Consider the following 20,543-nt stretch of genomic DNA (forward strand, 5'->3'; position numbering starts at 1 on the left):
CTTCAAGCAGTTTTCGGAATGAGGCATTCAAGCAGTGCCTCTACAGTATTAAAGCGCTCTTCCGGGCGCTCCATCGGGACCATGAATTTAAACATCGTGGCGCCCTCGAATTTGTAGCGTTTAGGCTGGCCCTGAATCAGTTTGATCAGTGTCAGCGGATCGACCGGTGTCTGCGCCGCGAACTCGATTCGACCACCTTGCGGGCCGCCGTCGACTTTCTTGATGCCCAGCACTTCGGCCTGCAACTTCAGCGCCGTGATGCGCATCAGGTTCTTGGTCGGCTCCGGCAGCAGACCGAAACGATCGATCATCTCGACTTGCAAGTCCTTGAGGCCTTCCTCATCAGTGGCCGAGGCAATGCGTTTGTACAGAATCAGTCGGGCATGCACGTCCGGCAAGTAGCTTTCGGGAATCAGCGCCGGTACGCGCAAATTGACTTCCGGACCACCGCCCAGCGGCTGATCGAGATTCGGCTGTTCACCCTTGCGGATCGACTTCACCGCGCGCTCGAGCATCTCCATGTACAGGGTGAAACCGACGGCCTGGATCTGCCCGCTCTGACCGTCGCCGAGCAGTTCGCCGGCGCCACGGATTTCCAGGTCGTTGGTGGCGAGCACGAAACCCGCGCCGAGGTCCTGGGTATTGGCAATTGCTTCCAGGCGCTTTTCTGCATCCGGAGTGATTTGCTGACGCGGCGGTGTCAGCAGGTACGCGTAAGCCTGGTGGTGACTGCGACCGACGCGGCCGCGCAACTGGTGCAGCTGCGCCAGGCCGAATTTGTCGGCACGCTCGATGATGATGGTGTTGGCACTCGGCACGTCGATGCCGGTCTCGATGATGGTCGAGGCGATCAGCACGTTGAAGCGCTTGTGGTAGAAGTCGCTCATCACTTGTTCGAGTTCGCGTTCGCGCATTTGCCCGTGGCCGATGCCGATCCGTGCTTCCGGCACCAGTTCGGCGAGGTCTGCGGCGCATTTCTCGATGGTTTTCACGTCATTGTGCAGGTAGTAAACCTGACCGCCACGCAGCAGTTCACGCAGCAGGGCCTCTTTGACCGTGCTCTTGTTCTGCTCCATGACGAAGGTCCGCACCGACAGGCGACGGGCCGGCGGCGTGGCGATGATCGACAGGTCGCGCATGCCCGACACCGCCATGTTCAGCGTGCGCGGAATCGGCGTGGCGGTCAGGGTGAGGATGTCGACTTCGCTGCGCAGCGCCTTGAGCTGTTCTTTCTGACGGACGCCGAAGCGGTGCTCTTCGTCGATGATCACCAGCCCGAGGTTTTTGATCTTCACATCATCTTGCAGCAGTTTGTGCGTGCCGATGACGATGTCGATCTTGCCTTCGGCGAGGTCCGCCACGGCGGCGTTCACTTCCTTGGTCGACTTGAAACGGCTCATCACTTCCACGGTCACCGGCCAGTCGGCGAAGCGGTCGCGGAAACTGTTGTAGTGCTGCTGGGCGAGCAGGGTGGTCGGCACCAGGATCGCCACTTGGCGACCGCCGTGCACGGCAATGAACGCTGCGCGCATCGCCACTTCGGTCTTGCCGAAACCGACGTCGCCGCAGACCAGTCGGTCCATCGGTTTCGGCGCGAGCATGTCGGCGCGCACTGCGTCGATGGTGGTTTGCTGGTCCGGGGTTTCTTCGAACGGGAAACCGGCGCTGAAGGTGGCGTAATCGGCTTTCGGATCTTCGAAGGCATAACCTTCGCGAGCGGCGCGGCGGGCATAAATGTCGAGCAATTCGGCCGCCACGTCGCGCACCTGTTCGGCGGCCTTGCGTTTGGCTTTTTGCCAGGTTTCCGAGCCGAGACGGTGCAGCGGAGCCAAGGCATCGTCGCTGCCGGTATACCGGGCGATCAGATGCAGGTTGGCGACCGGCACGTAAAGCTTGGCGCCTTCGGCGTATTGCAGGGTCAGGAACTCAGCGGCCTGATCGTCGATTTCCAGCGTCGCCAACCCGAGGTAGCGGCCGACGCCGTGATCGATGTGTACCACCGGCGCGCCTTCACGCAGCTCGGTGAGGTTTTTGATCACGGCGTCGTTGTTGGCGTCGGCGCGTTTTTCGCGGCGACGGCGCTGCATGACGCGCTGACCGAACAGCGGGCTTTCAGCCACCAGCGCCAAGGCCGGATCGTCAAGCACCAAGCCTTCGTCGAGCGGCGCAATGGTAATCGCCAGGCGTTCCTTGCTCGCGACGAAGTCCGGCCAGCTGTCGACGGTTTTCGGTCGCAGCTTCAGGCGCTCCAGCAGTTCCAGCAGCACTTCACGACGGCCCGCGGACTCGGCGGTGAACAGCACGCGACCGGGGAACTCGTCGAGGAAACCCGCCAGCGCCGCCAGTGGTTGCGTTGCCTTGGCCTCGATGGCCAGGTTCGGCAGCTCCCGCGCCGGGAAGCGCTCGCGGCCGACACCGGTTTCAACATCCTGCTGACTGGCCACCACACGCGGCCAGTTCTTCAGGCGGGCAAAGCAATCTTCCACCGGCAGGAATAGCTCGGCCGGTGGTAATAAAGGACGAGAGGGATCGACGCGGCGCTCTTCATACCGATTGCGCACGTCGTTCCAGAAATTCTCCGCCGCCTGCTCGATGCCCGGCAGGGAAAACACCTGCGTGTCCTGGGGCAGGTAATCGAACAGCGTCGAGGTTTCGTCGAAGAACAGCGGCAGGTAGTACTCGATACCCGCCGGCGTAATCCCGCTGCTCAGATCCTGGAAGATCGGGCAGCGACGGAAGTCGACATCGAAGCGCTCGCGAAAGCGTGCCTTGAAACGGGTGACCGCGTCTTTTTGCAGTGGAAACTCGCGAGCCGGCAACAGACGAACCGTGTCCACCTTGTCGATGGAGCGCTGGTTTTCCGGATCGAATGTACGCAACGTTTCGATTTCGTCGTCGAACAGGTCGATCCGGAAGGGCAGTTTGCTGCCCATCGGGAACAGATCGATCAATGAGCCGCGGACGGTGAATTCGCCGTGCTCGTACACGGTGTCGACGTAGCGATAACCGCTGGCCTCGAGCCGGGTGCGCATCTGCTCGACATCGAGCTTCTGGCCGACGTCCAGCACAAGGCTGCTGCCGAGCAGGAACTTGGTCGGTGCCAGGCGATGCAGGGCTGTGGTGATCGGCACCACCAGCACGCCATGGCTCAGCTCCGGCAACCGGTAAAGGGCAGCGATGCGCTGGGAAATGATGTCCTGGTGCGGCGAGAACAGATCGTAGGGCAGGGTTTCCCAGTCCGGGAAATGCAGCACCGGCAAATCCGGGGCGAAGAAACTCAGCTCCTGTTCCAGCCGTTCGGCACTTTGGCTGTCGGCGGTCAGCAGCAGGGTAAAGCGCTTGGCAGCGCTGGCAGCCTCGGCGATAGCCAGGCTCAGGGCGGCACCGGGCAGGTTGCCCCAGTGCTGTTTACCTGCCGCGGCAGGGAGAAGCGGTAGACGCAGAACGGGCACGGAAGGTTGAGCTCCAAGCGTTGCGACAAAGTCGGTAATTGTAGCGGCCCCGAGTGCCGCCTGTCAGTTGCTGACTGTGTCTATTACGCAGGTTCGGCGAAATGTAGTGGTAAAGACAAAATCCGGGCAGTTTTTTACTGGGAATCACTGATTATGTAGTGGCAAAACGGTCGAGTGTTACGGAGGGTTACGGATAAGACGGCGCTGTCTCCAAAAAATTGACTGCGCTGAAAGCCGCGGTTTTACTGGGCTTTAGCGGCGCGTGATTTTTTTGAACGGAAATTTGTTACGGCTCGCACGACAGGCGCGCATTGCTACGGGGAGCACTCGGCGGCATAATGTAGCCCCTTTTTTCTGCCCCTACATGTGGAAGGTTCCCGTGACTCAGAAGCCCGACCAGTGTCTTGGTGAATGGATCGACCGTGAAGCACTCGCAGAAGCGATGATTCCGCTTATCGGTCAGCTCTACCGCAATAATAACGTGGTGAGCTCGATCTATGGCCGCAGCCTGATCAACCAGTCTGTCATCGCGATTCTCAAAGCTCACCGCTTTGCTCGCCATCGTTCTTCCGACGATAGCGAACTCTCCGTCCACGAAACATTCCCTCTGCTTAAAGCCATGAGCGAGCTCAAGCTCGGCGCGGCTTCGGTAGACCTGGGCAAGTTGGCGTTCAAATTCCGCGTCGAAGGCAATGGCCGCACTGCCGAGCAGTTCGTCCGTGAAGAACTGGCGGACGTAGTTGGCCAGCAAAATGCCTCCGCTCGCAAAGGCACCGACGTTGTCTTGTACGGCTTCGGTCGTATCGGCCGTCTGCTGGCGCGCATCCTGATCGAAAAAACCGGTGGCGGCGACGGCCTGCGCCTGCGTGCCATCGTGGTGCGTAAAGGCGCCGAGAACGACCTGGTCAAGCGCGCCAGCCTGTTGCGTCGCGATTCGGTACACGGTCCGTTCAACGGCACCATCGTCATCGACGAAGAAAACAACACCATTACCGCCAACGGTAACCTGATCCAGGTGATCTACGCGAAGAACCCGACCGAGGTGGATTACACCCAGTACGGCATCAAAGACGCGCTGCTGGTGGACAACACCGGTGTATGGCGTGACGCCGATGGCCTGGGTCAGCACCTGGCGTGCCCGGGTATCGACCGCGTTGTTCTGACCGCGCCTGGCAAAGGCAAACTGAAGAACATCGTTCACGGCATCAACCACGGTGAAATCACCGCTGAAGACAAGATCGTGTCCGCCGCCTCCTGCACCACCAACGCCATCGTGCCGGTGCTCAAGGCTGTGAATGACAAGTTCGGCATCATCAACGGTCACGTCGAAACCGTTCACTCGTACACCAACGACCAGAACCTGATCGACAACTTCCACAAGGGCGATCGCCGTGGCCGTAGCGCCGCGCTGAACATGGTGATCACCGAGACCGGTGCTGCCACCGCTGCTGCCAAGGCCCTGCCTGAGCTGGCCGGCAAGCTGACCGGTAACGCGATCCGTGTTCCGACGCCAAACGTGTCGATGGCCATTCTCAACCTGAACCTTGAGAAAGCCGCAACCCGCGAAGAGATGAACGACTACCTGCGTTACATGGCGCTGCACTCCGATCTGCACAAGCAAATCGACTTCGTCAATTCGCAGGAAGTGGTTTCCACCGACTTCGTTGGCTCGCGCCACGCAGGTGTTGTGGATGCTGAAGCAACCATCACCCAAGACAACCGCGTTGTTCTGTACGTTTGGTACGACAACGAGTTCGGTTACAGCTGCCAGGTGGTTCGCGTGATGGAAGACATGGCCGGTGTAAACCCGCCAGCGTTCCCGCGCTAAGCCTTAGCTGACAATGAAAACGCCCCGACTTTGGTCGGGGCGTTTTTGTTTGTGCGGGTTTAGTCAGTTGCAGATGTGTTGCTTGTGCTGGCCTCTTCGCGAGTAAGCCCGCACACAGTGGGCCTCTGCGTGATCACAATGGTGTGAGCACCAAAGAACCCTGTGGAGCGGGGTCGCTCGCGAAAGCGATCTGTCAGGCGCCGCCGACAACGGCTGCTTGCGCCGTCCGCAGTTCATGCCGATTGCCTTTGAACAGCACCAGCGTCGCAATCAACCCCAGCACTGCTGCACCACTGAGCCAGATCCCCGGCGCAGCCTTATTGTCCAGCACATGAATCAGGTACGTACAGGCTGCCGGTGTAAATCCACCGAAGGTCGCCGTCGCCAGGCTGTAGGCCAAAGAGAAGCCGGTCGTGCGAACTTCCACCGGCATGATCTCGGTCAGCGCCACGACCATGGCACCGTTGTATGAGCCATACAGGAACGACAGCCACAATTCGACAATCAGCAAATGGCTGAAACTCGGGTTCGCCACCAGCCACGACAGGGCGGGGTAGGCGGTGAGAATCGCCAGGATGGTCGCAGCGAGAAGCAGGGGTTTTCGCCCGATCTTGTCGGACACAGCGCCCATCACTGGCAACCAGAAGAAGTTCGACAGACCGATACACACCGTCACCAGCAACGCATCCAGATCCGACAAATGCAGTTCGGCTTTGCCAAAGGTCGGGGTGTAGGCGGTGATCAGGTAAAACGAAACGGTCGTCATCACCACCAGCGCCATACCGGCGATGACAATGCCAAAGTTCTGACCGATCGAGCGGACGATTTCCCGCAGGGTAGGGCGGTGTTTACGTGCCTGGAACTCAGGCGTTTCTTCCAGCGAACGACGAATCACGAAGATCACCGGCACGATCATGCATCCGATCAGGAAGGGTACGCGCCAGCCCCAGTCACCCATTTCTTCCGGGCTGAGCCAGTGATTCAAGGCAACCCCCAGCAGGCCGGCGAAAACCACCGCCGCTTGCTGGCTGGCGGACTGCCAGCTGACGAAGAAGCCTTTGCGACCCGGTGTGGAAATCTCCGCGAGATACACCGATACACCGCCCAGCTCCACGCCGGCCGAGAAACCTTGCAGCAGTCGGCCGAATAGCACGATTAGCGGCGCGGCCACGCCCAGCGTGGCGTAACCCGGCACACAGGCAATCAACACCGTACCGGCAGCCATCATCGCGAGGGTGATGATCAGCCCTTTGCGACGACCATGACGGTCGATGTAGGCGCCGAGGAAAATCGCACCGAGCGGACGCATGAGGAACCCGGCACCAAACGTGGCCAGCGATAGCATCAACGAAGCGAAAGCGCTGTCGGCAGGGAAGAAGGTTTTGGCGATGGCCGTGGCGTAAAAGCCGTAGACCATAAAGTCGAACATCTCGAGAAAATTGCCGCTGACAACGCGAAAAATCGCTTTGCCTTTGCTCGTATTGGAAGGCATTTGTAGGTACTCACGCTGATAAATCTTGTTTGAAACGCTGAACCGATGGGCGCGAGACGGTCTCGCTCCCACAGGTTTTGCGTCTTGCTGGCGGGCACTGGCAGACCTCGCTCCCATGCGCTCTGAGGCCCATAATGGCGGGCGTGGTTTTGAGGGGAGATGAAGATTTGTTAACTGGACGGTGGGGTGGACTTGTGGTGTTGGCCGGCGTTTTGTCCGGTTGCGGCAGCGGCGAGAGCCTGGAGCGCTTTGACGGCCCGACCATGGGCAGTCGCTATTCCATTCAATACGTCAGACATGCCTCCACGCCGGGGCCGAAAGCGGTGCAGGTCGACGTAGAAAACATCCTCGCCGAAGTGGATCGACAATTCTCGACCTATCGCAGCGACTCGGACACCGTACGCTTCAACGCACTGCCGGCCGGTCATTGTCAGGTCATGCCTGGCCCTGTGCTCGAATTGATCCGTGTGGGTGAGCAGTTGTCATCCCAAAGCGACGGCTCCTTCGACTTGACGGTAGAGCCGTTGCTCAACCTGTGGGGATTCGGACCCCAGTCCCGGGAAGAAAAAGTGCCGACCGCCGACGCCTTGGCCCTGATGCGACAGCGTGTTGGGCATGGTCACTTGAGCATTGACGGCGATCGGTTGTGTAAGGATGCGCCGGTGGAAGTCGACTTCAACAGTCTCGCCGCTGGCTATGCTGTCGACCGGATTGCCGGGAGGCTAGAGGTATTGGGCATCGACAGTTACCTGGTCGAAGTCACTGGCGAGCTCAAGGCGACGGGCAAAAAGCTCGATGGCTCAGCCTGGAAGATCGCGCTGGAAGAACCTCGGGACGACGAACAGGTGACGCAAAAAATCATCGCAGTCGACGGCTACGGATTGTCCACCTCTGGTGACTATCGCAATTATTTTCAGCAGGACGGCAAGCGCTATTCCCACACCTTCGACGCCCGCACCGGTGCGCCGGTCGCGCACGCCCTGGCGTCAGTCACGGTGATTCATCCTTCAGCGTTAATGGCCGATGGCCTATCGACGCTGTTGCTGATTCTCGGTCCTGAGCGGGGTTGGGACTATGCCGAAACTCACAATATCGGTGCATTCTTTGTGATTCGTGCCGATACAGGTTTCGTCACACGAACCAATCAGGCTTTTGAACGCCTCAGTGGCGGAAAAACCGAATGATTACGGCGATTTGCGCATTGAAGACTGGCGTTGTAGTGCAGGCAAAAGTAGCCTACGACGCGACCAAGGGTTAATGTGCGCGGCGTTGACGCTTCTATAGACTGTGTCCGGGTTCTGCACTGGCCCCAAATTGTTCCTTCACGCCGCAGATCGGCGTGATTTAGCCGCAGGTGCCGAGGGCGCCGCGGCCTGTTCTGAGGAGTACGCATGGCTGTCTACAACTACGACGTGGTGGTGCTGGGTTCCGGCCCGGCGGGAGAAGGCGCGGCAATGAACGCCGCCAAAGCAGGGCGCAAGGTGGCGATGGTTGATAGCCGTCGCCAGGTCGGCGGCAACTGCACCCACCTGGGCACCATCCCGTCCAAGGCACTGCGTCACTCGGTCCGGCAGATCATGCAGTTCAACACCAACCCGATGTTCCGGGCCATTGGTGAGCCGCGCTGGTTCTCGTTCCCGGACGTGCTGAAAAGCGCCGAGAAAGTCATTTCCAAACAAGTCGCTTCGCGTACCGGCTACTACGCCCGTAACCGCGTCGACGTATTCTTCGGTACCGGCAGCTTCGCCGACGAGCAGACCATCGAAGTGGTCTGCGCCAACGGCGTGGTCGAAAAACTGGTGGCCAAGCACATCATCATCGCCACCGGCTCGCGTCCTTATCGCCCGGCGGACATCGATTTCCATCACCCGCGTATCTACGATAGCGACACCATCCTCAGCCTCGGCCATACCCCGCGCAAACTCATCGTTTACGGCGCTGGCGTGATCGGTTGTGAATACGCCTCGATCTTCAGCGGCCTGGGCGTGCTGGTTGAGCTGGTGGACAACCGTGGCCAGTTGCTGAGCTTCCTCGACTCGGAAATTTCCCAGGCGCTGAGCTACCACTTCAGCAACAACAACATCACGGTTCGCCACAACGAAGACTACGACCGCGTCGAAGGCGTGGACAACGGCGTGATCCTGCACCTCAAGTCCGGCAAGAAGATCAAGGCCGACGCCTTGCTCTGGTGCAACGGCCGAACCGGCAACACTGATCAGCTGGGTCTGGAAAACATCGGCGTGAAGGTCAACAGCCGTGGCCAGATCGAAGTCGACGAGGCTTATCGCACCTGCGTGCCGAACATTTATGGCGCCGGTGACGTGATTGGCTGGCCGAGCCTGGCCAGTGCCGCGCACGACCAGGGCCGTTCGGCCGCTGGCAGCATCGTCGATAACAACAGCTGGCGCTTCGTCAACGACGTGCCGACCGGCATCTACACCATTCCGGAGATCAGCTCGATCGGCAAGAACGAGCAGGAGCTGACGCAGGCCAAGGTGCCTTACGAAGTCGGCAAGGCATTCTTCAAGAGCATGGCGCGTGCGCAGATTGCCGGCGAGCCTCAGGGCATGCTGAAGATTCTGTTCCATCGCGAGACGCTGGAAGTGCTGGGTGTTCACTGCTTCGGTTATCAGGCGTCGGAGATCGTGCACATCGGTCAGGCGATCATGAGCCAGCCGGGTGAACTGAACACGCTGAAGTACTTCGTCAACACCACGTTCAACTACCCGACCATGGCCGAAGCCTATCGGGTAGCGGCGTACGATGGCCTCAACCGGCTTTTTTGAGCGGCTCCGGCCGGTGGCCTGAGCCGGCCGGGGAGACCGATTTCAGCAATTCTCGAGCGTGGCAGTGGCCAAACCGGGAAAGTCTGTAATCAGGCTGTCAACGCCGAAGTCGGCGAGTCTGCGCATCAGCGCGGGCTCGTTGACTGTCCATACCGACACATGCAGCCCCTGACGCTGCGCCTTCTGCAGGCGTTCCGGCGTACACAGGGTCCAGTTCAGCGCCAGAATCTCACAGCCATAGCTTTGCGCGACCTTCAGCGGGTCGAGCCAGGCGTATTCGGCCACCAGTCCGCGGGACACGTCCGGCACCAGGTCCAAAGCCGCTTTCAACACTTCTCGCGAACTCGAGGTGATGGTGACCTTGTCGAGCATGCCGAAACGCTGAGCCATTTCGCGAATCGCCAGTACTGTCGTCGCGGCGCGGGTGCGTGAAGCGCTTTTGACTTCCAGCTGCCAGTGCTCGAAGTCGCATTTCTCGAACAATTCTTCCAGCGTCGGAATCGGGCACGGCTTGATCCAGCCCGGGCCGCCCTTGCGTGCGTCGTAGGTCACCAGCTCTGCCGCCGTGTGCTCGACCACCTTGCCGCGTCGGTCAGTGGTGCGCTTGAGCGTCGGGTCGTGAATGACCATCAACTCGTTGTCCTTGGACAGATGCAGGTCCAGTTCGCAGCGACGTACGCCGTGCTTGAGGCATTCCTGAAAGCTGGTCAGGGTGTTTTCCGGTGCTTCGCCCTTGGCGCCGCGATGGCCGTAGATGAGGGTCACGGTTCTTCCTTAAATTAAATGCCTGATTCGTTTTCGCGGGCCAGACGTCGTTCCTGGGCCTGCTTCTGCAAAATGTAGCGGGCCAGCAGTTGACGCTGGGCATCGGTCGGATGTTCGAACTCGGTGCCGACGTCGTAGCCTTCACCCTTGCGATCGCAATGGGTAACGCGCGCGCGCAGCAACAAACCGAGGGCTTGCGGCATCAGCACCAGTTTCACCGACAGGTGCGTGCCCGCGGCAATCGGTGTCGGGTGCTGGAAGTCGACACCACCCTCGGAGATGATCACGGGCTGCGGCTCGCCGATCTGCCCGAGCACGGTGATGGCGATCACCTGGCTGAGCAGGTCGATACGTTTGTTCTGGGATTTCAGGAACGCCGCGAGGTTGCGGTCGCGCTCGCTGATCTGGCGCAACAGGTGTTGCGATTCGAATTCGCTCAGGTGCAATTCGCTGAGCAGGTTGAAGAGTGGGGAAGCATCCTGCAACACTTCCTGGCCTGCGGCTTCGGGAGCGGACAGGGGCCGAATTTCCAGTGCGATCGTGTCCTCGATACGGTAGTATTCGCGGCGATCTTCTTCATCTAATGTCGACATGGCGAACCCATGGTAGCGGCGGTGGTCTGAGTGTAAAGCTGGTTATCGACCCCCGCCACAAGGACGTTCCTTTTCCCTCCGAACAAGCCCCGACATGTTCAGACCTCTCTTCGTATTTATTGGCACGCGTTATACCCGTGCAAAGCGTCGCAATCATTTTGTGTCGTTCATTTCCCTGACTTCAATGATCGGTCTTGCCCTTGGCGTGATCGTGATGATCGTCGTGCTGTCGGTCATGAACGGCTTCGATCATGAAATGCGCACTCGCGTGTTGGGCATGGTGCCCCACGCGACCATCGAGTCCGGCGAGCCGATCAGCGACTGGCAGGACCTCGCCGCCAAGGTCAGGCAGAACCCGCAGGTGACGGCTGTGGCGCCGTTTACCCAGATGCAGGGTTTGCTGACCAACAACGGCAAGGTCTCCAAAGTGCTGCTCAATGCCATCGACCCGGCGCTCGAACGCCAGGTGTCGATCATTGACAAGTTCATGCTGCAGGGAAAACTCGATGACCTCGCGCCCGGCAGTTTCGGCATCGTCATCGGTGACAAGGCGGCCGCCAAGCTCGGCGCGGCCATCGGCGACAAGCTGACCTTCGTCGCGCCGGAAGTCACCGTGACCCCGGCCGGCATGTTCCCGCGCATGAAACGCTTCACCGTGGTCGGCATCTTCCATGTCGGTGCCGGCGAGATCGACGGATACCTGGGCGTCACCAACCTGCAGGACCTGGCGAAGCTGCACCGCTGGAAGCCGGATCAGGTGCAGGGCATCCGCCTGAAGTTCGACGACCTGTTCCAGGCGCCACGCACTGCGTGGAACATCGCCCAGCAGCTCGGCGAGGACCATTTCTACGCCCGCGACTGGACCCGCACCCACGGCAATCTGTATCAGGCGATCCGCATGGAAAAAGCCATGATCGGCTTGCTGTTGCTGCTGATCGTTGCCGTCGCTGCGTTCAACATCATTTCCACGCTGGTGATGGTGGTGAACGACAAGAAGGGCGATATCGCGATTTTGCGTACCCTCGGCGCCACGCCGCGTTCGATCATGGCGATCTTCATGGTGCAGGGCACTGTCATTGGCGTGTTCGGCACGCTGATCGGCGCCGTGGTCGGGATCTTCGCCGCGCTGAACGTCAGCGCCGCGATCTCGGCCCTCGAAGGCTTGATCGGCCACAAATTCCTCAACGCCGACGTGTACTTCATCGATTACCTGCCGTCGCAAGTGCAGAGCCAGGATGTGTTGATGGTCTGCGCCGCCGCGTTGGTCCTGAGTTTCCTCGCCACCCTGTATCCAGCCTGGCGTGCCGCGCGCACCCAGCCTGCGGAGGCGCTACGTTATGAGTGAGTCGGGCATGAGTGATAAAGCAATCTTGAGCTGCCGCAACCTGGGCAAATCCTACGAGGAAGGCCCGGAGTCGGTTGAAGTGTTGGCCGGTCTGCAGCTGGAGCTGCATCCGGGTGAGCGCGTAGCGATTGTCGGCACCTCGGGGTCGGGCAAAAGTACCTTGCTCAACCTGTTGGGTGGTCTCGATACGCCAACCAAGGGCAGCGTCTGGCTTGACGGCGAAGAGCTGTCGGCATTGAGCGAGAAGAATCGTGGCCTGCTGCGCAACCGGTCGCTGGGTTTCGTTTACCAGTTCCACCACTTGCTGCCGGAGTTCACCGCGCTGGAAAACGTCTGCATGCCACTGCTTATCGGTAAGACCGCAATCCCGGAAGCGCGCCAGCGTGCGACGGCATTGCTTGAGCGGGTAGGGCTGGGCCATCGCCTAGAACACAAACCGGCGGAATTGTCCGGAGGCGAGCGCCAGCGTGTGGCCATCGCCCGCGCCCTGGTAAACAAGCCTGGCTTGGTGATGCTCGACGAGCCGACCGGCAACCTCGACTCCCACACCGCTCAGGGCATTCAGGATTTGATGTTGGAACTCAGCACCTCGATGCGCACGGCGTTCCTGGTGGTGACCCACGACATGAGCCTGGCTCGCCAGATGGATCGCGTCCTGCATTTGCAGGAAGGTTGCCTGACGCCTATCTGATTGGTCGAAACCCGATGTCAGAAAAGACGTCGGGTCTTTTTGTTTTTATACGGTGCCCCAGCGAATGTTCAGACCGTTATCGATCTTTATCGGCACGCGCTATACCCGCGCCAAGCGCCGCAATCGCTTTGTTTCGTTCATCTCGATGACCTCGATGATCGGCCTCGCCCTCGGTGTCCTGGCGATGATCGTGGTGTTGTCGGTGATGAACGGGTTCCAGCGCGAAATGAGCTCGCGCATCCTCGGTATGGTGCCCCACGCGACCATCGTCGGCGTCAACCCGATCGACGATTGGCAGCCGGTGGCGGCCGCCGCGATGAAAAACCCGGAAGTGACCGCCGCCGTGCCCTTCACCGAGATGGAAGGCATGCTCTCCTATAAAGGCACGATGCAGCCGATCCAGGTCAGCGGTGTCGATCCGGCGCTCGAGGGCAAGGTCTCGATCGTTGCCCAGCACATCGTTCAGGGGCGTCTCGATGCCTTGAAGCCGGGCGAGTTCGGCGTAGTGATCGGCGAGATCACGGCGCGGCGTTTCCGCTTGAATGTCGGCGACAAGATCACCCTGATCGTGCCGGAAGTCAGCAACGCGCCGGGCGGAATTACCCCGCGCATGCAGCGACTGAACGTGGTGGGCGTGTTCAAGGTGGGTGCCGAGCTGGATGGCTCGATGGCGCTGATCCATGTTGCCGATGCTGCGCAAATGCAGCATTGGGAGCCGAATCAGGTGCAGAGCGTGCGCCTGGCGGTGAAGGATCTGTATGCGGCGCCGCAGGTTTCCAGCGACATTGCTGGCGGCTTGGGCGCGGCTTACAAGGCTGACGACTGGACCCACACCCAGGGCAGTCTGTTCAGCGCGATGAAAATGGAAAAAACCATGATCGGCCTATTGTTGCTGATGATCGTTGCGGTGGCGGCGTTCAACATCATCGCCACCCTGATCATGGTGGTGAATGACAAGGGCGCGGACATCGCGATCCTGCGCACCATCGGCGCCACGCCGCGCCAGATCATGGCGATCTTCATGGTTCAGGGCACGCTGATCGGGGTGGTCGGCACGTTGATCGGCGGCGTGCTCGGCGTGATTGCCGCGCTGAACGTCAGTGAGCTGGTCGGCTGGGTGGAGCGGGTGAGCGGGCAGCACATCTTCAGTTCCGATGTGTATTTCGTCAGCAACCTGCCTTCGGAATTGCAGGGCGCAGATGTGTTGTTGATCTGCTCGGCGGGGTTTGTGTTGAGCTTCCTTGCCACGGTTTACCCGGCTTGGCGTGCGGCGAAGATCGAACCGGCTCACGCGTTGCGGTATTCGTAGGTCCTGATACCGCGTTCGCGAGCAAGCCCGCTCCCACATTGGATCTGTGACGGTCACAAATATTGTGATCGACCCAGATACAATGTGGGAGCGGGCTTGCTCGCGAAGGGGTCGAACCTGCTGGCCTCAATCCCCTTTCGGCAACTCAATCACAAACCGCGTCCACCCACTCTCCGATTCGCAACGAATCTGCCCACCATGGGCACGAACGATCGACTGGGTAATCGCCAATCCCAACCCCGCATGTTCACTGCTGCCTTCCTGTCGGGCCGGATCCGCCCGGTAGAAGCGATCAAACAAGCGCGGCAGCAATGCCCCGTCAATGCCTTCGCCGCTGTTCTCAATCGTCAGACTCAAACCTCCAGACTGCTCGATAATCCGCACCCGTACCTCGCCCTCTGCCGGTGTAAATCGCAACGCGTTATCCAGCAAATTCGAAAGCGCTCGCCGCAACATGCTCCGGTCACCCTCCATGCGCGCATGACCTTCGCGACTCAACGTCACCCGAGCGTCTTCGGCCAGTGGCGCAAAAAACTCCAGCAACACATTCACTTCGTCCGCCAGTTCCAGCGGTTCTCTCTTTGGCATCAACAAGCCATGGTCAGCCTTGGCCAGGTACAACATGTCGTTGACCAATTGCGCCATCCATTGCAGTTCTTCGAGGTTGCTGTGCAGCGCTTCGCGGTAATCCTCGATGGGCCTTGGGCGGGTGAGGGTGACCTGGGTGTGGGTCAGCAGGTTCGACAGCGGCGTGCGCAGTTCATGGGCGATGTCGGCGGAAAACGCCGAGAGCCGCTGAAACGAGTCGTCGAGGCGTCCAAGCATGGCGTTGAAGTGGTGGGCCATTTCCGCGAGTTCTGGCGGCATGTCGTCTTCGGGCAGGCGAGCGTTGAGCGATTGCGCCGAAACACCGCAGGCGACCGCACTCATGCGGCGCAATGGACGCAACCCGCTACGCGCCGCCCAGGCACCGAGCAGTGCCGTGGCCAGGGCGGACAACCCCACGGTGAGCCAGATCAGGTGTTGCATGCGTTGCAGAAAATGCTGGTGATGGGTGATGTCCAGCAGCAGGGTCAATTGCGGTGAGTCAGGTTTGTCCACAAACAACGGCGCATTCAGGACGCGGTAGTCGGTGTCGTTGTCATTGAGGGTCGATAAACCCGGTTTTTGCGGAAGTTTATCGGGCAGGCTCGCGGTGCTGTCGTACCAGCGCTTGCCGTCGCTACCAGAAATGCGCAAGGACAAATCAGCCTGACGGTTCAATTCATCCGCCAGTCTGACTTCGCTTTCGCTGGATTGAAGATCGTGAAGCGCTCGACGCAAGCCAATCAACTTGCCGTTCAGCAATTGCTGGTCCAGCTCAACGAAGTGCGCCTCGCTGGCCCGACTGAACAATACGCCCGCAAACAGCGAAACCACGGCGGTGCAAGCGGCAAAGAGCAGCGCCAGGCGGCTGCTCAAGGACAGTCGGCGCATCAGGCAGGCCGCTCTTCAAGGACATAACCCATGCCGCGCACGGTGTGGATCAACTTGTTTGGGAACTCGTCGTCGATCTTCAGGCGCAGCCGGCGGATGGCAACTTCGATGACATTGGTGTCGCTGTCGAAATTCATGTCCCAGACCTGGGAAGCGATCAGCGACTTGGGCAGCACTTCGCCCTGACGTCGCAGGAGCATTTCCAGCAGGGCGAATTCCTTGGCGGTCAGGTCGATGCGCTGACCGCTGCGTTCGACGCGGCGGCGGATCAGATCCAGGCGCAAATCGGCCAGTTGCAGGCTGGTTTCCTGAGTCGAGGCGCTGCCACGGCGCAACAGGCTTCGGACCCGGGCCAACAGTTCGGAGAAGGCGAACGGCTTGACCAGGTAATCGTCGGCGCCGAGTTCGAGTCCGTGGACCCTGTCCTCCACCGCATCTCGCGCTGTCAGAAAAAGTACCGGCGTATCGAGGCCGGCGCTACGCACGGCTTGCAGGATTTGCCAGCCATCGCGCCCCGGCAGCATCACATCGAGGATCAGCAGCGCATATTCACCACTCAGCGCCAATTGTTGGCCGGTGCTGCCGTCGGCCACCAGATCGGTGTTGAACCCGGCCTCGGCCAGGCCTTGGCGCAAGTAATGGCCGGTTTTCGGTTGGTCTTCGACGATCAGCAGTTTCATGGGCGACTCTAGGTTATTGGAACGAACGCTTTATACCGTGGGCAGCGTCAGTACAGGCCAGCCTGACAAAGTTGTAATCTGGTCGTCAGGTTGGGGGCAGTGCCTTTAGTTTAAAGTTTTTCACAGGCTGAACCTTATCTTGTTGGAGTACGACTATGTTTTTGCGCAAACCTCTGCTGCTGGCCGCGTGCCTGCTGGCGCTGAACTCGCCGGCGTGGGCATCGCCGGCACAGACCTTCGACTTCGGTCAACCGGCCACGGCCGACAAGGCTGATCGCAGCATCGAAGTGGTGATGGGCGACATGTCGTTCACCCCCAAGGCCCTCGATATCAAGGCGGGTGAGACGGTTCGCTTTGTGCTGGTGAATAAAGGCCAATTGCTGCACGAACTCAACCTCGGCGACGCGGCGATGCATGCAAAACATCAGCAGGAAATGTTGAAGATGCAGCAGAGCGGCATGCTTACGCCTACAGGCATGAAGGAAATGGACCACGGGTCGATGGCTGGCATGGATCACGGAATGATGAAGCACGACGACCCCAATAGCGTCCTCGTTGAACCGGGCAAAACCGCCGAATTGACCTGGACCTTCACCAAGGCTACCAGCCTGGAGTTTGCCTGCAATATTCCAGGCCACTATCAGGCTGGGATGGTCGGCAAGTTGACCGTAGGCGCTGTCGAGTGAAACGAGGCTGCGATCTTTTAAAGGGGCGCAAAAGCCCCGCCGGACACGAAGCACTCAAAGACGGGCACAAAGGCTGGTAGAATCCGCTGATTCTTCAGTCAGGTTTCCACCATGCATCCCGCAGCCGAACACTCGCCGCTGGGCAAATCCAGCGAATACATCGCCACATACACGCCGTCCTTGTTGTTCCCGATCCCGCGCACCGCGAAATGGGCCGAGCTGGGCCTGACGGCAGAAACCCTGCCGTACAAGGGCGTGGACTTCTGGAACTGCTTCGAGCTGTCGTGGCTGTTGCCGTCCGGCAAACCCGTGGTGGCGATCGGCGAATTCAGCATCCCGGCGGATTCGCCGAACATCATCGAATCCAAGTCGTTCAAGCTGTACCTGAACTCGCTGAACCAGACGCCGTTTACCGACACCGCGAGCCTTGAAGCGACGCTGGTGAAAGACCTGTCGGCTGCGGCTGGCAAACCGGTTGGCGTGCGGATTCGCAGCCTGAAAGACGTTGAAGCCGAAGGCGTCGTGGCGTTGCCGGGCGTTTGCATCGACGATCTGGAGATCAGCGTCAGCAACTATGAGCATCCGCGGCCGGAGCTGCTGCGTTGCGACGAGTCGCGCATCGTCGAGGAGAGCGTGCACAGTCATTTGCTCAAGTCCAATTGCCCGGTCACCAGTCAGCCGGACTGGGGCAGCGTAGCGGTGGAATACCGTGGCGCGGCGCTGGATCATGCGAGTTTGCTGGAATACATCGTGAGTTTCCGCCAGCACTCGGACTTCCATGAGCAGTGCGTGGAGCGGATTTTTCTCGACCTGCAACGCTTGCTGAAACCGGAGAAGCTGACGGTGTATGCGCGCTACGTGCGGCGTGGCGGGTTGGACATCAACCCGTATCGCAGCACTGAAACCGTTCAATTGCCGAACCACCGCCTGGTCCGCCAATGAAGATCCAATGTGGGAGCGGGCTTGCTCGCGAATGCGATTGATCAGTCAGCATTGATGGTGCCTGATAAACCGCATTCGCGAGCAAGCCCGCTCCCACAAGGGATTGCGTTGCAAACCGCAGATATGAAAAAGCCCCGCTATCACTAGCGGGGCTTTTCTGTATCCGGTGGGTTCAGATTCCCATATTGCCCAAGGCCTGCACGATGTTGCGCAGTGTGCCGGCGAGGGTAGGGTGCTCAATTTCGAAGCGCTCTACGGCCAGATTCACATTGTCGGAGAGGCTGGAGTCCTGGGTTTTGGTTTCAAGCTCGATTTCGAGTTCGATCTGTTTCATCAATTCATGCAGGTCTTCGCGCTCGGCTTCCGTCAGCGGCGGATTCTGTTCCAGTTGCTCGCGCAGAGTATTGAGCTGTTCTTGCAGTTCGCGGGCAGGCATGGCGTTCTTCCTTTTATCGATAGGCACTGGCATAGACCGTAGCAGCGCGCCAAAGGTCTATGGCTGACCTTTAGATTAATCCACTCGCGCGAAACCTGCATGATCCGGGTCAGGGCTTTTCACCCTTGAGGCGACGAAGGCTGATGTCGGCCAGACAGGTGTCGAGCTCGCCGAGGTGATCGATCACCGAGTGCACGCCCAGGCTGAACAGTTGCACCGTTGCCTTGCCGCGCAGGTGTTCGCGTTCCTTTTGGCTCAAGGCTTGCCATTCGCTGGGCGCCAGCCCGCAGAGTGAGCCGCAGGAGGCCAGGCCAATCGTCCACAGCCCGGCATTCAGGCCCGACTGCAGCAATCGCGGTTCGCCGCTGACCAGCACGCAGCCATCCAGGCGCTCGACATTCAGCGCCATCAAGGCTTGCCAGCACGCATTCGGCGCGGGCCAGGGATTGATTGTTGCGGGGTGTTGCGAAGGTTTGATCCATTCCGGCAAAGCGGTGGCCAGGGAATGGCAAAGGGCAGGGGCGAGTTCGTCGAGCCAGGCGCAGGGAATCTGCTGGCGTTGCAAGCTGTGCAAACTGTCCAGAGCCCCCGGCGTGACCTCGGCGTGCTCGGCAGAATGAGCGTCGTGCCGGCGCGTGCGGGCGCCGAAATCCACCAGGCAACCGCTGAGGCCGAACAGGACGGCGGTCAGGCTGGGGGCGGTGAGGGGCAAGGCTTCGGCGTGCGGCATGTCAACGTCCCTGAAATAGCGACAAGGCTATGCGTTGCCGGTGACAGTTGGATGACATTGATGTGAATCGCTCACAGTCAGGGAGAATCATCCGTAGGCCATCACGCATGCTACTGCCTAAAGCTGCTTTTCCACCTTATACTAGCGAGCTTAATGCCCGGGCCAAGACGCCCGCGCCAGTACAAACCAAGGAGTTTTCTATGCGCTGGAGCAATCATCTCGCTCAGCTTTTTGTGTGCGCCAGTGTGTTACTGGCTCCGTTCGTTGCTCAGGCAGCTTCGGAAGACGACCCTTGGGAAAGCATCAACCGTCCGATCTACAAATTCAACGATGTGGTCGACACCTATGCGCTGAAGCCTTTGGCGCAGGGCTACCAGTTCGTCACCCCGCAGTTTCTCGAAGACGGCATCCACAACATGTTCCGCAACGTCGGTGATGTCACCAACCTTGCCAACAACATCTTGCAGGCCAAACCGGCCGCCGCCGGGGTCGATACCGCGCGCCTGATCTTCAACACCACCTTCGGCTTGTTGGGCTTCTTCGACGTGGGCACTAAAATGGGCCTGAACCGTAGCGACGAAGACTTCGGTCAGACGCTGGGTTACTGGGGCGTAGGAAGCGGTCCGTACGTGATGTTGCCGTTTCTGGGCCCGAGCACTCTGCGTGATGCTCCGGCGAAGTACATTGATGGCTACACCGGCCCATACCCGTACATTCACGATGTGCCGGTGCGTAACTCGATCTTCGGCCTGAATATCGTCGACACCCGCGCCAGCCTGCTGTCCGCCGAGAAGCTCATCACTGGCGACAAGTACACCTTCATCCGCAATGCGTACTTGCAGAACCGCGAATTCAAAGTCAAAGACGGTCAGGTCGAAGACGATTTCTGATATCGACCGATAAAACGAAGAAGGCGGCCAGTTGGCCGCCTTCTTTGGTTTTGGATCCGGGTTATTTCATCTTCAGGATTGTAAGGCCGAGTTTCTGACTGCCGCCGTCCTGTTCTTTCACCCACACCACTTCAGTGTCGGCCTCGAGGCCTTTGAGTGCTGCGTGATCGGAATCGATCCGTACGCTAAGGCGGTCACCGACCCTGAACAAACGAGGTGCCTCAACCTGCATGCCACTGCTGGAAAGGTCGATACAGACGGCTGCAACCTCGTCTCCTTCGTGAATCAGCGCTACATCGGCATCAACCCGCATGCGGATGAAATCACGCTTTTCGCTGTAGTCCCGATCGGTTTGACTCATGGCCTTGATCCTTCCATTGGGTTACGGTTTTGCCTGTTCTTATAACTCCCGGTGATTTGACAAGTAAAGACGTCAAGCGAC

Annotated in this window: 18 protein-coding genes; 9 read left to right on the plus strand and 9 right to left on the minus strand. The window is 59.6% G+C overall.

The window, feature by feature from the left end; all coding sequences use genetic code 11:
- Positions 1-2: 2 nt before the first annotated feature.
- Positions 3-3,452 carry a transcription-repair coupling factor gene (gene mfd / locus FBY04_RS11520; protein WP_084318576.1) on the minus strand — a complete coding sequence of 1,150 codons (3,450 nt, stop codon included), beginning with the start codon at positions 3,450-3,452 and terminating at the stop codon, positions 3-5.
- Between the two features lie 364 nt (positions 3,453-3,816).
- Here mfd and FBY04_RS11525 point away from each other — a divergent pair, with 364 nt between their 5' ends.
- Positions 3,817-5,280 (plus strand): glyceraldehyde-3-phosphate dehydrogenase, encoded by a 1,464-nt coding sequence (locus FBY04_RS11525; RefSeq protein ID WP_084318574.1) that lies wholly within the window; start codon positions 3,817-3,819, stop codon positions 5,278-5,280.
- Positions 5,281-5,473: 193 nt separating this feature from the next.
- On the opposite strand, the gene FBY04_RS11530 is transcribed toward FBY04_RS11525, so the two are convergent.
- Positions 5,474-6,772, minus strand: coding sequence for an MFS transporter (locus FBY04_RS11530; protein WP_090473892.1), 1,299 nt, complete (start codon positions 6,770-6,772; stop codon positions 5,474-5,476).
- Positions 6,773-6,906: 134 nt separating this feature from the next.
- Here FBY04_RS11530 and FBY04_RS11535 point away from each other — a divergent pair, with 134 nt between their 5' ends.
- A complete protein-coding gene (locus FBY04_RS11535; protein ID WP_145315266.1) occupies positions 6,907-7,956 on the plus strand; it encodes an FAD:protein FMN transferase in 1,050 nt (349 codons plus the stop codon).
- A 207-nt stretch (positions 7,957-8,163) separates the two neighbouring features.
- A complete protein-coding gene (sthA, locus tag FBY04_RS11540) occupies positions 8,164-9,558 on the plus strand; it encodes a Si-specific NAD(P)(+) transhydrogenase (protein ID WP_007907752.1) in 1,395 nt (464 codons plus the stop codon).
- Positions 9,559-9,600: 42 nt separating this feature from the next.
- Here the strand turns inward: sthA and FBY04_RS11545 are convergent, their stop codons facing one another.
- On the minus strand, positions 9,601-10,323 hold the full coding sequence (locus tag FBY04_RS11545; protein WP_084323777.1) for a glycerophosphodiester phosphodiesterase family protein: 723 nt from the start codon (positions 10,321-10,323) through the stop codon (positions 9,601-9,603).
- Positions 10,324-10,337: 14 nt separating this feature from the next.
- Positions 10,338-10,916 (minus strand): PilZ domain-containing protein, encoded by a 579-nt coding sequence (locus FBY04_RS11550; RefSeq protein WP_084323776.1) that lies wholly within the window; start codon positions 10,914-10,916, stop codon positions 10,338-10,340.
- Between the two features lie 94 nt (positions 10,917-11,010).
- Here FBY04_RS11550 and FBY04_RS11555 point away from each other — a divergent pair, with 94 nt between their 5' ends.
- From FBY04_RS11555 to FBY04_RS11565, 3 genes are all read left to right on the plus strand, one after another.
- Positions 11,011-12,261: a lipoprotein-releasing ABC transporter permease subunit gene (locus tag FBY04_RS11555; protein WP_145315267.1), complete on the plus strand. Its 1,251-nt coding sequence runs from the start codon at positions 11,011-11,013 to the stop codon at positions 12,259-12,261.
- Positions 12,262-12,268: 7 nt separating this feature from the next.
- On the plus strand, positions 12,269-12,952 hold the full coding sequence (gene lolD, locus FBY04_RS11560) for a lipoprotein-releasing ABC transporter ATP-binding protein LolD (protein ID WP_178118272.1): 684 nt from the start codon (positions 12,269-12,271) through the stop codon (positions 12,950-12,952).
- 64 nt (positions 12,953-13,016) lie between these two features.
- Positions 13,017-14,261: a lipoprotein-releasing ABC transporter permease subunit gene (locus FBY04_RS11565; RefSeq protein WP_145315269.1), complete on the plus strand. Its 1,245-nt coding sequence runs from the start codon at positions 13,017-13,019 to the stop codon at positions 14,259-14,261.
- Between the two features lie 126 nt (positions 14,262-14,387).
- On the opposite strand, the gene FBY04_RS11570 is transcribed toward FBY04_RS11565, so the two are convergent.
- Together FBY04_RS11570 and FBY04_RS11575 are read right to left on the minus strand one after the other, a co-directional pair.
- Positions 14,388-15,737: a heavy metal sensor histidine kinase gene (locus FBY04_RS11570; RefSeq protein ID WP_145315270.1), complete on the minus strand. Its 1,350-nt coding sequence runs from the start codon at positions 15,735-15,737 to the stop codon at positions 14,388-14,390.
- Positions 15,737-16,417: a heavy metal response regulator transcription factor gene (locus FBY04_RS11575; RefSeq protein WP_084323772.1), complete on the minus strand. Its 681-nt coding sequence runs from the start codon at positions 16,415-16,417 to the stop codon at positions 15,737-15,739. Before FBY04_RS11575 ends, FBY04_RS11570 begins: the two co-directional genes overlap by 1 nt.
- A gap of 155 nt (positions 16,418-16,572) precedes the next feature.
- On the opposite strand from FBY04_RS11575, the gene FBY04_RS11580 reads away from it, so the two are divergent.
- On the plus strand, positions 16,573-17,103 hold the full coding sequence (locus tag FBY04_RS11580) for a plastocyanin/azurin family copper-binding protein (protein WP_145315271.1): 531 nt from the start codon (positions 16,573-16,575) through the stop codon (positions 17,101-17,103).
- 111 nt (positions 17,104-17,214) lie between these two features.
- Positions 17,215-18,045 carry an NADPH-dependent 7-cyano-7-deazaguanine reductase QueF gene (queF, locus tag FBY04_RS11585; protein WP_084323770.1) on the plus strand — a complete coding sequence of 277 codons (831 nt, stop codon included), beginning with the start codon at positions 17,215-17,217 and terminating at the stop codon, positions 18,043-18,045.
- A gap of 172 nt (positions 18,046-18,217) precedes the next feature.
- On the opposite strand, the gene FBY04_RS11590 is transcribed toward queF, so the two are convergent.
- Together FBY04_RS11590 and FBY04_RS11595 are read right to left on the minus strand one after the other, a co-directional pair.
- Positions 18,218-18,481 carry a DUF4404 family protein gene (locus FBY04_RS11590; RefSeq protein WP_145315272.1) on the minus strand — a complete coding sequence of 88 codons (264 nt, stop codon included), beginning with the start codon at positions 18,479-18,481 and terminating at the stop codon, positions 18,218-18,220.
- Positions 18,482-18,590: 109 nt separating this feature from the next.
- The gene (locus FBY04_RS11595; RefSeq protein ID WP_084323768.1) at positions 18,591-19,211 is read right to left on the minus strand and encodes a phosphatase; all 621 of its coding nucleotides are present in this window, start codon (positions 19,209-19,211) and stop codon (positions 18,591-18,593) included.
- 200 nt (positions 19,212-19,411) lie between these two features.
- Between FBY04_RS11595 and FBY04_RS11600 the strand changes: the two genes are divergently transcribed.
- Complete coding sequence (locus FBY04_RS11600; protein WP_145315273.1) at positions 19,412-20,101, plus strand: VacJ family lipoprotein; 690 nt, start codon at positions 19,412-19,414, stop codon at positions 20,099-20,101.
- A gap of 61 nt (positions 20,102-20,162) precedes the next feature.
- Here FBY04_RS11600 and FBY04_RS11605 read toward each other — a convergent pair whose 3' ends face one another.
- The gene (locus tag FBY04_RS11605) at positions 20,163-20,462 is read right to left on the minus strand and encodes a PilZ domain-containing protein (protein ID WP_084323766.1); all 300 of its coding nucleotides are present in this window, start codon (positions 20,460-20,462) and stop codon (positions 20,163-20,165) included.
- Positions 20,463-20,543 lie beyond the last annotated feature (81 nt).

This window comes from Pseudomonas sp. SJZ080, from assembly GCF_007828295.1.
Taxonomy (GTDB): domain Bacteria; phylum Pseudomonadota; class Gammaproteobacteria; order Pseudomonadales; family Pseudomonadaceae; genus Aquipseudomonas; species Aquipseudomonas migulae_A.